Raw genomic sequence first — 13,210 nt, forward strand, 5'->3', positions numbered from 1 at the left:
GCCGCAGCCGCACAAACAATCGTTAGGGGGCATTAAACGATGAAAAAATGGCTGTTGTTCGTAGTATCTTTATTTGTTGTCATCGGAATGACCGCATGTTCCGGAAACTCCGGAACTGCGGATTCGACGCAAAGCGAGGGCGGCGCCGCGGGCGAAAGCACCGGCTCGGGCGCCAAAGGAAAGATTACGTTTGCTTACTGGGGCGCGCAGACGGAAGCCGACGCCATCAAACAAGTGATTGCTGATTTTGAAAAGTCCTACCCCGATATTAAAGTGGAGAGCCAATGGATTCAGCAGGATTATCTCACGAAACTGCAGACCATGATTGCCGGAGGAACGGCTCCTGACGTGATGTTGATTTCGGGCGGGGATTTACCCGGATTTGCAAGCGCTTTCCAGGAACAGCAGGTGGATCCGTCGGCCTTCAGCTCGCCGTCTCTGGTGGATTCGCTGTCAGTCGACGGTAAGGCCTATGCCGTGCCGTTTATTATCAAACCTAAGGTCATGGCCATCAATCTCGATTTTTTCAAGAAAAACAATATTCCTCTTCCCAGCCCAACCGAGCCTATGACAATGGACCAGTTCGATGAAATGGCCAAGAAGGTGGCCACCGGTGAGGGCAGCTCCAAAGTTTTCGGCTCGGAGCCCTTGTATTTGCCGAATCTGATCTATTCGTTCGGCGGTACGTTTTACTCCGACGATCACGCCCAATCCCTTCTGGGATCCCCGGAAGCAATTAAGGCCGGAGAGTATATCGTCGCCGCCAAGCAGGAAGGCATCGTACCGAGCGACAACGAGAAGCAGGGACAGAACATGATGAACTGGTTCCTGAGCGGGCGCATCGCCATGTACACCGATTTTGGCCCATGGTATATCCCGCAGCTGGCGGATGTCAAAGGCTTTGACTGGGATATCGTTCCTTTCCCGGGTGGCGGTGGCTCCAAAGAGGTGAACGGCCTGGCTCTGAGCAAAGACAGCAAAAACGCTGAGGCAGCCAAGATCTTCATTCAGCATCTGACCCAGGATGAGGAGGCGCAAAAAATTATAGGGGGCAACAAAAGCGCGTATGGAGTACCGGTTTTGGCAAGCGCAACCGGGGCGTTCGAGCAAATTTATCCTGACAAAAACCTGAAAGCTTTTGTTTTGGCGTCCGAGAAACAGCATCCGCAGGAAGCGCAAAAACGGACGAATGAGATCGGCAATGAAATGAAAGCGATCGACGATCAAACCCCCATCGGAATCGGCAGCAAAGATGTGAAGGAAGTGTTCCCTCAGGTAGCGGAGAAAATTGACAATATTTTGAAACAAAAATAATGGGAGAAAGCCTATGAACGGACTTATTGAACTCATATATAACTTCTTTCAGGGGATGGGGGTTCCAGCGGCATTGCTGCCGCTCTTCCCGTTCCTGACCGTCATGGCAGTGGTGTATGCCCTTCTTTTTCTAATCACGCGGTTTCTGGTACGCAAAAAAGTGATCCATATGAAGACAGCCAGCTTTTACATGTTCGTGTCGGTATGGGTCATTGGTTTCCTGCTCTTTACGCTGGGGCCGATGGTCTTCTCCTTCTATATCAGCTTTACCCAGTGGGAGGTGGTCAGCGACCCGGTGTGGGCAGGGACGGACAATTACCGAATGCTGTTTAAGGATACGATGTTTTATAAATCGCTTGCCGTGACGTTCTACTACACGTTGGTCAGTGTTCCACTCCAGGTGGTGTTGTCTTTCGGGATTGCCCTGTTGATGAATTTGAAGCTGCGCGGCATTTACGTATTCCGTACCGTTTATTATTTGCCCACGCTCGTGCAGGGGGTTGCCCAAATGGTGCTGTTCATTTGGATTTTCAACCCGAACGTTGGGCTGATCAATTCGGTGCTGCGTTTCGCGGGCATTCACGGTCCGGCCTGGCTGTCCGATCCGCATTGGTCGATGCCGGCCATCATCCTGATGAGCCTGTGGACGGTCGGAGGCAATATGATCATTTACTTGGCCGGATTGTCGGATATTCCGCAATCGCTCTATGAGCAGGCCGAAATCGACGGAGCAACCGTTCTTCGCAGGCTGTGGCATGTGACGCTTCCGCAAATTTCGCCCATTCTGTTCTTTAATGCCGTCACGAGCATGATCGGGGCGTTCCAGACCTTCACTCAAGGCTTCCTTGTCAACGGAGGACCGGACAATTCGCTGCTGTTCTATGCGTATTACTTGTATCAAAACGCGTTCATGTGGTTCAAGATGGGCTACGGCTCTGCGTTGGCCTGGGTGCTGTTCGTGATCATTTTGCTGTTCACCTTGTTGGTGTTCCGCAGCAGCGCATTATGGGTGTATTACGAAAATGAAGTGGGAGGGAGGAAGCGCCGTGTCCGTAAAAAAGAAGCGTAAATCCCCCGGAATCCGGTGGCTGGCTTACCTGGTGCTGTTGGCGGGCGCAGCGGCGTTCCTGTATCCGTTTGTGTGGATGATTTCCGCGTCGCTCCGCAATCTGGAGGAAATCGCGGTTTCCGGCATGAACATTTGGCCGCAGCACTGGCGCTGGGAAAATTACGCGAAAGCGTTGACGGCGTTCCCTTTTGGCCGCTATTTGGTCAATACGCTGATCACCACCGTTCTTCCCATCATTGGTACCGTGTTTTCCTGTTCTTTGGTCGGTTATGCTTTTGCCCGTTTAAGGGTTAAAGGAAGCGGGTTTCTGTTCCTGCTCGTATTATCAACCATGCTGCTGCCGGGTGAAGTTACGATGATTCCGCAGTTCATTTTATTTAAAAAGCTCGGTATGCTGGATACCTTGTATCCGCTTATCGTGCCGGCGTTCTTCGGCTCGCCGTTCTATATCTTTTTGTTCCGCCAGTTTTATTCGCGGTTACCTGTGGGTTTAGAGGAAGCGGCAGTCATTGACGGCTGCGGTTATTTCAAAATTTGGCGGACGATCTTTTTGCCGCTGTCCAAGCCGGCTCTGACGGGAGTCGGGGTCATGATGTTTATGGGCGCCTGGAACAACTTCATGGGCCCGTTGATCTATATCAACAGCGACCGTTGGAAGACGCTTACGCTGGGTCTGGCCGGCTTTCAGGGGACGTATTCCACGGATACAAATCTGTTGATGGCAGCAGCCATCGTGATTACGCTGCCGTGCATTATTTTGTTCTTCAGCGCGCAAAAGGCCTTCATGGAAGGACTGACGTTCTCCGGATCAAAAGAGAGTTAGAAGAAGGAGTGAAGCAGGATGAATGACGTGCATGATATCCGCGCCAAGGCAGGGGCGGTGACGTTCAGGTCCGACGACGATGCATTGAATGAGGGATTTGCCTGGGCGAAGCGTCAGGCATTGGCATATGCCCATTTTGGTGGGGATGCCGTTGGATTATGGTATGAGGCGGCCCTGCCCGAAAGGGAAGCGTTCTGCATGCGGGACGTGATGCACCACAGCGCCGGTGCTGCTGCTCTGGGGCTCAGCCCCCATACGAAAAACATGATTAAACGTTTTGCCGAGAAAATTGCGTCATCGCGGGATTGGTGTACCTTTTGGGAAATAACGAAAGATAATCTGCCTGCTGCGGTGGATTATGACCATGATCAGGACTTTTGGTATAACCTTCCCGCCAATTTCGACCTGATTGAAACGGCCTGGCGGCAGTTTTTGTGGACGGGCGACCGGGATTATATCGAGGATCCCGTGCTGCGCCATTTTTACGAAGTAACCCTGACGGATTATGTTGACACGTGGGACAGGGACAGGGACGGCGTTTTGGAGTATTATCCCGAATACGGGCGCCGGGGACTGGCGACGTATAATGAAGCCGGCCAGCATCCTTTGGCGGGCGGCGATATGGTCGGCGTGCAAATTGCCGCCTACCGGGCCGCCGCACGCATGTCGGATCTGACGGGGAATCCGCAGGCTTCCGAAACGTACGCGGCGAAAGCACACTCGCTTGAGCGGATGTATGGGAGCACATGGTGGAACGAGAACCGGCAGCGCTTTTACGGCATGATGCTGCAGGACCGCTCCTTCGCCGATCCGTACTGTGCAGAAGGCAATTTTCTCCCGCTGTACTACGGGGCTGTCACCCGCTCCGATCAGCTTCAAAAAGCGCTGCACGATTTGGACACCAACGGCGCTCCGAATGTGGAGGGCAAAACCTACCTTCCGGATATTTTTTACCGGTACGGCCTTGCCCAGCAAGCATTCCGTGAACTGAAGGAATTGGTGGATCCTGCGCTCGAGCGCCGGGAATACCCGGAGGTTTCCTTCTGCGTCGTAGGTGCCGTTGCGACGGGCTTGATGGGCATCGCTGCTGACGGAGCCCATGAGATTTCCACCCTGCCGCAGCTGGATGATTCGCTTGCTTGGGCGGAAATTGGGGAACTTCCCGTCCTTGGACGAACGATCCAGGTTCGGCATGAGCGGGGAGAAGAGACTTGCGTCACGCTTCAAGCAGGGCAGGACTTTACCTGGAAAGCAGCGTTTCAAGGAAACGCAGAGGCTTTTTATCACAATGGCGAACGGATCTCCCCGAGAACGGAAATCACTGCGGACGGCCGGGAAATCGCATTTGTTACCGTCCTGGTGAAACAGGGGGAGACTCACCGAATAACCTGCCGGACGTAGACCGGATCGTTGTGGCCCATCTATTAAAAACAACCCGGCCGGGAAACCCCAGCCGGGTTGTTCGCAGATTATTCGTGTGCTGCTTACTTACTCGCCAGCCTTCGCCTGGCTCTTGGCCGCTTTCGGCACTTTCTCCCAGTCGGCCAGGAAGCGCTCGATTCCGCTGTCGGTCAGCGGATGCTTCCACAGGGTCGGCAGGAGCGAACAGGGGATGGTCGCGATATGGGCGCCGGCGATCGCCGCGTCCTCCACATGCTTGATATTCCGGATGCTGGCCGCGATAATTTCGGACGTCATGCCGTAGTTTACGAGGATTTGCTTCAGCTCGCGAATCAGCTCCATGCCTTCAATGCCGATATCGTCCAGGCGTCCGATGAACGGGCTGATGTACGTAGCCCCGGCTTTCGCGGCCATCAGGCCCTGCGCGGCGGAAAAGATCAGCGTCACGTTCGTTTTTATGCCTTTTTTGGTTAATTCATGACAGGCATACAGCCCGTCTTCGGTCATCGGCACCTTGATGACGACGTTCGGTGCCCATTCAGCAATTTCGTACGCTTCCTTCAGCATGTCCTCGGCTTTGGTGCCGATGACTTCGGCGCTGACCGGGCCGGAGACGATGCTGCAAATCTCCTGAATGACCTCTTTGAAGTCCCGGCCTTCCTTGGCGATCAGGGACGGATTAGTGGTCACCCCGTCCACCAGTCCCAGGCGGGAGATCCGTCTGATTTCGTCGATGTTGCCCGTGTCCAGGAAAAATTTCATGTCACTGCCTCCTCCTTCGATTATGAAAAGATATGGCTATCGGTTAAAATAAATTTTATAATAGTGTGTATCATAACTGATTTATGACACAATAATTATTTAAACCATGCTGCTTGAGGTATAACAATGAAATTGCAGCTTCAGATGATTTTTCTCAAAGGAGAGGATTCCCATTCAACTAACTCCGAGACAGCTGGATATCGTGGAACTTGTGCGGGAGCATGCTCCCGTTACAGGCGATCAGATCGCTGAGATGATCGGCCTCAGCCGCCCGACCCTGCGTGCGGACCTGTCCCTGCTCACGATGCTGGGCTTGGTCAACGCCAAGCCGAAGGTAGGGTATTTTCCCGGCGAAACGACAAGCTCCCATGGTGAGTTTGAACAAAGATTGCAGCAAATATACGTGAAGGATATATACAGCGCCCCCGTGACCATCTCCGAGCAGGCGACGGCCTACGATGCCGTGGTGCAGCTGCTGTGCGAGAATACGGGAACGCTGATGGTGACCGGCGAGTCCGGTGAGCTGAAAGGGGTCGTCTCCCGCAAGGACGTGCTGAAACTGACGATGGGGCATGCGGATTTGAGCACGATTCCCGTCGGTCTGGCGATGACCCGCCGGGCGCACATGGCGGCCTTGACGCCCGAGGAGACGGTGCTGGATGCGGCTGACAAGCTGGTAAAGCATCAGGTGAACTGCCTGCCCGTCGTTTCCGGCGAGGGAGACAGCGTCATGATTGGCCGGGTAACCAAAACGGATATTTTGCGCGTATTGATCAGTCTGGCGGGTGAAGGCGGTTCGCCGGCCCCAAATTAAACCGTCGCTTTAACCAAGTCCTTCTTGGACCGAAAGTGGTCCCGGAGGGGCTTTGCTTCAAAATAAAAGATAAAAACACAAAAAAAGCCGGCTTATCCCTTCCCGCATGGAATGGAAGAAGCCGGCTTTTTGCCAATGGCCTTTACCGTCTTGGAAGCAGCCTTACGTATTCGTCCGACAGTTTCATCAGGTTCAAAATATAGTCGTAATCTATGCGGTATTTCGAGAAGTCGGCGACGGGCTGCATCGTCTTCAGGGAGATGGCAGTGCCATCTTCAAAGCCCTTGCCCGGCACGAACAAAATGTCGTTGTTGAAGAAAGAGCCTGTCGGCAGATAATACCGCATGCCGACGACATTATGGTCGATGTTGAGCAGGTCATGGCCAAAAGCGGTGAAACGCTTGTCCTTGAGCGAAATGCCCAGCAGGTTCGCAAGCGTCGGCATAATGTCCAGCTGACCGCCGACCTGGTCGACGACCTTGCCTTGTTTTCCAGGGACATGCATGATCAACGGGATGTTGAAGCGGGTGACCCGCTGGTCATAGGTGATGCCGAGCGCCTGCTTGATGACGGCCGGATCGTTGTCCTGCGGCTGAAGCCCGAAATGGTCGCCGTAGATGACGAGCACGGTGTCATCCCACATGCCTTTCGCTTTGAGGCCGTCGATCAGGGTGCCGATCGCATAGTCGGTGTAATTTACTGCCGTCAGGTAGTCGCCTAGCTGGGTTCCCTGAATGGAATCAGGGACCTTGATTTTCTTGCGGTCCTCTGGCACCTTGAACGGAAAATGGCTGGATGCGGTGACGAACTGGGCATAGAACGGCTTGCCCTGGTCATGCAGTTCGGACAGCTTGTCCAGACCGACCCGGTACAGCTCTTCGTCCGAAGCGCCGAAATCGTTGAAGTGATCGTTCTTGTACGACTTCTTGTCGTAATAATTCGTAAAGTTCAGCGCCGGGTAGAGCTGATCACGGTCCCAGAACTTCACGTCGTTGACGTGAAACGTGTCGGCCGTATAACCGAGCTGCTCCAAAAGACGCGGCATGCTCGGGAGCTCCCGGTCGCCGAAGCCGCTTGACATCGCAACGCTACCCGTCGGATAGATCGATGTGTTGCTCATAAATTCGGCGTCCGACGTATTGCCTTGTCCGATCTGCTGGAAGACATGCGGAAAATACAAGCCGCCGTCAGCCAGCTGGTTCAGGACTGGCGTCAGCTCCTGGCCTCCCGTCGACAAATGGATCGGGAAGTTCTGGAACGCCTCCATTTGAATGACGATGACGTTCTTGCCCTTGGCCGCTCCGAACGATGCCGGCTTGTCTTTAGGGGCTCCTTTTTCGGCATACGGATAAGATTGCTCGGCCTGATTGATCTTCTGCACGGTCTCGTCCAGGTTGCCCGAGGCGATAATGCTGTTCTCCTGGCTGGCCCGGATCCCGGCGGCCACCTGGTAATCCAGGAAGCCAAGATGCTCCGCCTGCATTAGCTCATTGGTGATCGAGCGGTCGGCGTTGATGTACAGCCCGGAGACGATCAGGGCGATGACGCACAGGACCGCCGGCCAGACTTTGCGAAGCGGCGTGCGCAGCGAAATCCGCAGCGGTATCCAGCGGCCGACCAGCCACAGGAGAGCGACGATCACGACGTCGACAAAAAATAAATAGTTCACCGTCTCGATCGTCGATTGGACGCTTTCCTTAATCTGCAGCACCTGCTTCAGCTCAAACAGCGCCGTATAAGTCGGCACCGAATTGAAATGCTGAAAATACAGCGCCGACGCAAACATAAGAATCGAGAAAATAACGTTAAAAATCCAATAGACCCATCCCTTTGCTTTCGCAGGGGTGATCAGCTCAATGATGCCCAGCAGCACCAGCAACGCAGCTGCGTCGGCGGTAATCCGGCTCCACAGAATATCATGGAAGAAAAAGTACCGCAGGAGCAGCAGTTTGAGCAGCAGGACGACGAAAACGGCGATAAAGGGCGTTTTCGGTCTGGAATAAGTGGAACGGAAGTCGATCATACCTGCTCCTTTCTGTTCTTTACAGTGTTCGTTGGTATTTACAAGTATAATCATGATAAACCCGATTTTACATACCGCGAACACTAAATTAACACAAAAAGGGCACGCTGTTAATCATTTTTGGTATTTCGGACCACAAATGCCATAAAAGAACACATGAATCATTTCTTCTGTAAACGCCTCAGGATCCTCGCTCTGATTGACTAAATCCAGCAGTTTTTCGTACTGTTCCGTCATCATGCCGACATAGAGAAGAACCATTTGGACGGACACTTTCTCCGAAATCTCCCCCCGCTGTTTGCCCTTCTGCACAAAATCGGTAATCAGTGGAATCGCTCTTTCTTCATACTGCTGCTGGATAAACCGGTTGATCTCCGGATCGGCTTCAATCAGCTGCTTGAGCACGGACGGGGTAAAGGGCAGTTTTAAGCGGCTTTTCTGAAAAATAATGTATTCAATTTTTTCCTTCAGCGGCGCATCGCCCTTCAGGACGCCTTCATATTCCTCCATCAGCATCGCGACATATTCTTTGAACACTTCGCGAAGCAGCGCCTCCTTGCTGCCGAAATAGTTGTATATGGTGACCTGGGACACTTCCGCTCTGGCCGCGATGTCCTTGATGCGGATCTGCCGGGGTTCCCATTCGCCCAGCATTTCCAATACCGTATGTTTGATTTTTTGTTTGATTTGCAGCGCTCGCTTTTCAAATCCGTTCATTTCTTTCGATCCATCCTAACTATTTTAAAATAGGTCATCGGCTTCATCGAATGAAAGGAAGGATAAGGACTTCCGATCATTCGATTTAATTAATGAAATTATAACATAAAAATATTTCATGAAATGTATTGACGCCGGAAACCGGCAGGCGTATGATCCGTTTATGAAATATCAGAGTGATAATATTTCATAAATTTATATGTGCATTGGAGGCGCTGGCATGCTAAGCGTTGAACATGTGACCAAAATTTTTTCGAACGGAAGGGGCATCCGGGACGTCACCTTTTCGGTCCGCCGCGGCGAGGTATTCGGTTTTCTGGGGCCGAACGGAGCCGGCAAATCGACGACGATCCGGCATATCATGGGATTTTTGAAGCCGGATCAGGGATCCGTGAAGGTATGTGGTCTCGACACGTGGAAGGAGCAGGGGCGTTTTCAAAAATATATCGGCTACCTTCCCGGCGAAATTGCGTTTATCGAGGGGATGACCGGCAAGGCGTTTCTGGATTTTATGGCAGGCATGCAGGGCGGCGTCGATTCGGCTTGGCGCGACGAGCTCATCCGCCGGCTGCAGTTTGACGTCCGGACGCCGATCCGGAAAATGTCCAAGGGGATGAAGCAGAAGGTCGGGATCGTTGCCGCCTTTATGCACCGCCCGGAGGTCATTATCCTGGATGAGCCGACTTCAGGGCTGGATCCGCTCATGCAAAAGGTGTTCATCGAGCTCGTGCTGGAGGAGAAGGCGAGGGGGACGACTTTCCTGATGTCCTCGCATAATTTTCCGGAAATCGAACGGACCTGCGACAGGGCGGCGATTATCAAGGACGGTGTGATCATTGCGGTCAAGGATATCCATGAGCTGCAATCGATGCAGCGCAAGCTGTTCGAAGTGACGTTCGAGTCGGAGCAGGAGCTGGACGATTTTATAAAATGCGGTCTGAAGATCGATTCCCGGGAAGGCAACCGCGTGCGGGTGGCCGTTCAGGGAGACGTGGACCGGTTTATCCGGGAAACCGCCCGCTTTAACGTCCGCAACATCGACATATTCACGCAGAACCTGGAGGACATTTTTATGGACTATTATGACCGGGAGGGGCAAACGCCATGAATATGCCGCTGTATAGACAAATGCTTGCGATTAACCTGAAAATGTTCATGAACTATGCCGTTGGATCGGCCTTTTATATCTTATTGATGTTTTGGATTTACCCGGGGATCGCCAAAAACAGCGGCAGCTTGAATTCGCTGATCGATGCCATGCCGGAGGGCGTGGGCAAGGCATTCGGCCTTGAAAACGGCTTTGGGAGCATCGGCGCATTTATATCCGGCGAGTATTACGGCCTTCTGTACCTGCTGATTCTGTCGATCTTTTGCATTCTGGTGACCACGCAGCTGATCGCCAAGCTCGTAGACCAGGGCTCGATGGCGTACCTGCTGTCGGCGCCCACGACCCGCACGAAGGTAGCGCTGACCCAGGCAGCTGTGCTGCTCACCGGACTGGTGCTGATTGCCGCGGTCACGACCCTGGCGGGATTCGCCGGGTACGCCTGGTTTATCGGGGATCTGGCCGATTTTGACGGCACCGGCTTTGTGCTGCTGAATGCAGGCGCCCTGCTGCTGTTCTTCTGCATCGGAGGCATTTCTTACTTGATTTCCGCCTGCTGCAATGACGAGAAGCGGGCGCTGACGCTCTCGGGTGTGATCACCATCGGATTTTTTAGCCTGAACCTGATCGGCAAAATCAGCGGGCAGCTCAGCTGGATGCGGCATATTTCGGTCTTTTCCTTATTTGATCCCGGCGAGATCGTCGGCAAAACGGCGGATTGGCCGGTGTCCGTTGCGGTTCTGGCCGGCCTGGGTGCGGCGGCCTTTGCCGCCGGCACGATTATTTTCCGAAAAAGAAGCCTACCGCTGTAAATCAAGCTATACTAGGGGGAGCAGGCACACTGATCAAGGAGGTCACGATGAAAGCACTCATATTGGCGGCTGGCTACGCCACGAGGCTGTACCCGCTGACGCGGGATGTGCCCAAAGCCCTGCTCCCCCTGGGGCCAGGCACCATTCTCGACCATATCGTCCGCAAAGTGGAGCGGATCAGCGGGATTTCGGAAATCGTACTGGTCAGCAACCACAGATTTGCCTCCGCGTTTCGGGCATGGGCCGACTCGCGCGAATTTCACGTACCGGTGCGCGTACTCGACGACGGTTCCACGCATGAAGGAAACCGGCTCGGAGCAGTCGGCGACATGGGGTTTGCAGTGAAGGATTTGGGGATGGAAGAAGACGTTCTGGTCGTGGCCGGGGACAACGTTTTTACGTTCGACCTGCAGGATTATGTCGACTATTATCACAAGCGGCAGCGCGACTGCATCCTCGTCCAGACGATGGATCGTACTGAGGACTTGCAGCGGGTCGGCGTCGTCCAGCTCGATGAGGCGGACACGGTCCTGTCTTTCGAGGAAAAGCCGGCGCAACCCCGGACGAATCTCGGCGTGCTCGCCGTGTATATTTACCGCAAAGACACGATTCCCCTCATCAGCGTATATCTGGATGAAGGAAACCAGCCGGATGCCCCGGGATATTTCCCCCAGTGGCTGTGCCAACGCAAGGAGATGGCCGCCTACCGTGCCCGGGGTACCAGCTATGACATCGGGACGCCGGAGGCGTACCGCGAGGTGACGGAGAAATATGAAGCGCTGTTCGGATATTGAGTATTTATAAATAAACATGTATATTTATTCATTATAAGCTAGAGGAGCGATATACATGTATAAGTTTTTAGAGGAAATCACGATCAACTCGTGGCCTGCCAAGTATTCCGCTCTGATGAACGGTTGGCTGGTTCGTTATACGGACGGATACACAAAGCGGGCGAATTCGGTCAGCCCGATCTACCTGGACCCGGGCTGCGATGTGGACGGCAGCATCGCTGCCGCCGAACGGTTTTACCGAGATGCCGGTCAGTCGGCCATTTTCAAAATGACTCCTTATGTCATGCCGTCCGACCTGGATGAACGTCTCGACGGGCGGGGGTACATTCAGGTGGATCTATCCAGCGTACGAATTGTTGATCTTGCGGGAGAGACGCCGCCGGCGGCAGATCCGGGACTTCTGGTCGTATTCAGGGACCGGCTGGATGCCGGCTGGCTTGAGCAGATGTCCCTCATGAACGAAATATCGGATCGCGGGCAATCGGTCCTCGCGCAGACGCTGGCATCGACACCGCTTCGGCAGGGATTTTTTCTGTTACAGCAGGGGGATGAAACGGTAGCCGCCGGACTCGGCGTGATTCAGCATGGATGGCTGGGGCTGTACGATATCGTGACGCACCCTGGTTACCGGCAGCGGGGTTATGGATTTCAGCTGATCCAACACATGCAGGCCTGGGCCCGGGAGCAAGGGGCTCATTCGTCGTTTCTTCAAGTCATTCAGGCCAATGAGGCGGCATGCCGGTTATACGACAAGCTCGGCTATCGACATGTCTACTCGTATTGGTACAGAGTGCTCAAATAATGGAAGAAAGCGAATGTTTGTTCTTGTCTCATATGCTATTCGCAGGTATCATAGAGTGGTAGGGCCAGCGCCATGATACATTGACTAGGGTAGGGAGAGATGAGGATGAACAACATGCCGGAGAAACTCGCGCCGATGTGCGAATTGATCGATGAGGTGAAGGTACTGGCGGATATTCCGGAAGATCAGTGGACGGGAGCGATTGCCGAGGGCAAGTGGTCGCCGCAGGAAATCATCGGGCATATCATGCTGTGGGACAAGCATTTCCTGGAGCACGCGATCCGGCCGATGGCGGCCAAAGAACCGATGGATATGCCAAAGGTAGAGTTTGATGAATTCAATCAGGAAGCGGCCGCGTATGCGCGCAGCCAAGGACGGCAGGAGTTGATCGATCAGACGGTGCGCTGCCGGGAGCAGATCATCGGAGAGCTGAAGCGGATTCCGGAAGAAGAGTATGCCGCCGAATACAGTACCGGCAGCGGCAAGCTGTCCGTAGACGAATATTTGGCCGATTTTTATGGGCATGACCGCCATCATATGAATCAGATCAAAAATTACATAGCAAGCGGGCAAAAATAGAACAGCTTTCTTCACAAAGAGGACCGTATCGAGGTACAGAATACTTCGGGCGGTCCTTTTTTTCATCCTTTCCTGGTTAAACGCAAAGCATCCGAATCCACAGCAAAGCAGAGATCCGGTTCTGGGGGGCTAAATTGCCATGCCGGGGTCCAGTTTAAGGTTCGGTTAAGAATCGCCTTCCATAATAGCCTCTAT

13 protein-coding genes are annotated in these 13,210 nt (G+C 53.5%); 10 read left to right on the forward strand and 3 right to left on the reverse strand.

What is annotated here, in order from left to right; translation table 11 throughout:
• Positions 1-39: 39 nt before the first annotated feature.
• The 4 genes from CJP46_RS00530 to CJP46_RS00545 are packed head-to-tail and all read left to right on the forward strand — an operon-like array spanning position 40 to position 4,607.
• Entirely contained in the window at positions 40-1,314 is a 1,275-nt protein-coding gene (locus CJP46_RS00530; RefSeq protein WP_094593670.1) for an ABC transporter substrate-binding protein, read from the forward strand.
• Positions 1,315-1,327: 13 nt separating this feature from the next.
• Positions 1,328-2,383: a carbohydrate ABC transporter permease gene (locus CJP46_RS00535; RefSeq protein ID WP_256992139.1), complete on the forward strand. Its 1,056-nt coding sequence runs from the start codon at positions 1,328-1,330 to the stop codon at positions 2,381-2,383.
• Positions 2,361-3,206: a carbohydrate ABC transporter permease gene (locus tag CJP46_RS00540; RefSeq protein WP_179280978.1), complete on the forward strand. Its 846-nt coding sequence runs from the start codon at positions 2,361-2,363 to the stop codon at positions 3,204-3,206. Before CJP46_RS00535 ends, CJP46_RS00540 begins: the two co-directional genes overlap by 23 nt.
• An 18-nt stretch (positions 3,207-3,224) precedes the next feature.
• On the forward strand, positions 3,225-4,607 hold the full coding sequence (locus CJP46_RS00545; protein ID WP_094593672.1) for an MGH1-like glycoside hydrolase domain-containing protein: 1,383 nt from the start codon (positions 3,225-3,227) through the stop codon (positions 4,605-4,607).
• An 87-nt stretch (positions 4,608-4,694) separates the two neighbouring features.
• On the opposite strand, the gene fsa is transcribed toward CJP46_RS00545, so the two are convergent.
• Positions 4,695-5,369: a fructose-6-phosphate aldolase gene (gene fsa / locus CJP46_RS00550; protein ID WP_094593673.1), complete on the reverse strand. Its 675-nt coding sequence runs from the start codon at positions 5,367-5,369 to the stop codon at positions 4,695-4,697.
• A gap of 166 nt (positions 5,370-5,535) precedes the next feature.
• Between fsa and CJP46_RS00555 the strand changes: the two genes are divergently transcribed.
• Positions 5,536-6,183, forward strand: a complete 648-nt coding sequence (locus CJP46_RS00555; RefSeq protein ID WP_094593674.1) for a CBS domain-containing protein — start codon at positions 5,536-5,538, stop codon at positions 6,181-6,183.
• Between the two features lie 142 nt (positions 6,184-6,325).
• Here the strand turns inward: CJP46_RS00555 and CJP46_RS00560 are convergent, their stop codons facing one another.
• Both CJP46_RS00560 and CJP46_RS00565 read right to left on the reverse strand, forming a co-directional pair.
• Positions 6,326-8,206, reverse strand: coding sequence for an LTA synthase family protein (locus tag CJP46_RS00560; protein WP_094593675.1), 1,881 nt, complete (start codon positions 8,204-8,206; stop codon positions 6,326-6,328).
• A gap of 114 nt (positions 8,207-8,320) precedes the next feature.
• Positions 8,321-8,923: a TetR/AcrR family transcriptional regulator gene (locus CJP46_RS00565; RefSeq protein WP_094593676.1), complete on the reverse strand. Its 603-nt coding sequence runs from the start codon at positions 8,921-8,923 to the stop codon at positions 8,321-8,323.
• Positions 8,924-9,143: 220 nt separating this feature from the next.
• On the opposite strand from CJP46_RS00565, the gene CJP46_RS00570 reads away from it, so the two are divergent.
• The 5 genes from CJP46_RS00570 to CJP46_RS00590 all read left to right on the forward strand — a co-directional run bounded on the left by CJP46_RS00570 (position 9,144) and on the right by CJP46_RS00590 (position 13,015).
• Positions 9,144-10,031, forward strand: coding sequence for an ABC transporter ATP-binding protein (locus CJP46_RS00570; protein ID WP_094593677.1), 888 nt, complete (start codon positions 9,144-9,146; stop codon positions 10,029-10,031).
• The gene (locus CJP46_RS00575; protein WP_094593678.1) at positions 10,028-10,840 is read left to right on the forward strand and encodes an ABC transporter permease subunit; all 813 of its coding nucleotides are present in this window, start codon (positions 10,028-10,030) and stop codon (positions 10,838-10,840) included. The genes CJP46_RS00570 and CJP46_RS00575 overlap by 4 nt, the downstream gene beginning before the upstream one ends.
• 47 nt (positions 10,841-10,887) lie before the next feature.
• Entirely contained in the window at positions 10,888-11,634 is a 747-nt protein-coding gene (locus CJP46_RS00580; RefSeq protein WP_094593679.1) for a nucleotidyltransferase family protein, read from the forward strand.
• A gap of 55 nt (positions 11,635-11,689) precedes the next feature.
• Complete coding sequence (locus CJP46_RS00585) at positions 11,690-12,436, forward strand: GNAT family N-acetyltransferase (protein ID WP_094593680.1); 747 nt, start codon at positions 11,690-11,692, stop codon at positions 12,434-12,436.
• Positions 12,437-12,541: 105 nt separating this feature from the next.
• Positions 12,542-13,015 (forward strand): DinB family protein, encoded by a 474-nt coding sequence (locus CJP46_RS00590; protein WP_179280979.1) that lies wholly within the window; start codon positions 12,542-12,544, stop codon positions 13,013-13,015.
• The last annotated feature ends 195 nt before the right edge of the window (positions 13,016-13,210 follow it).

It is taken from the genome of Paenibacillus sp. XY044, assembly GCF_002257645.1.
Taxonomy (GTDB): domain Bacteria; phylum Bacillota; class Bacilli; order Paenibacillales; family Paenibacillaceae; genus Paenibacillus_AQ.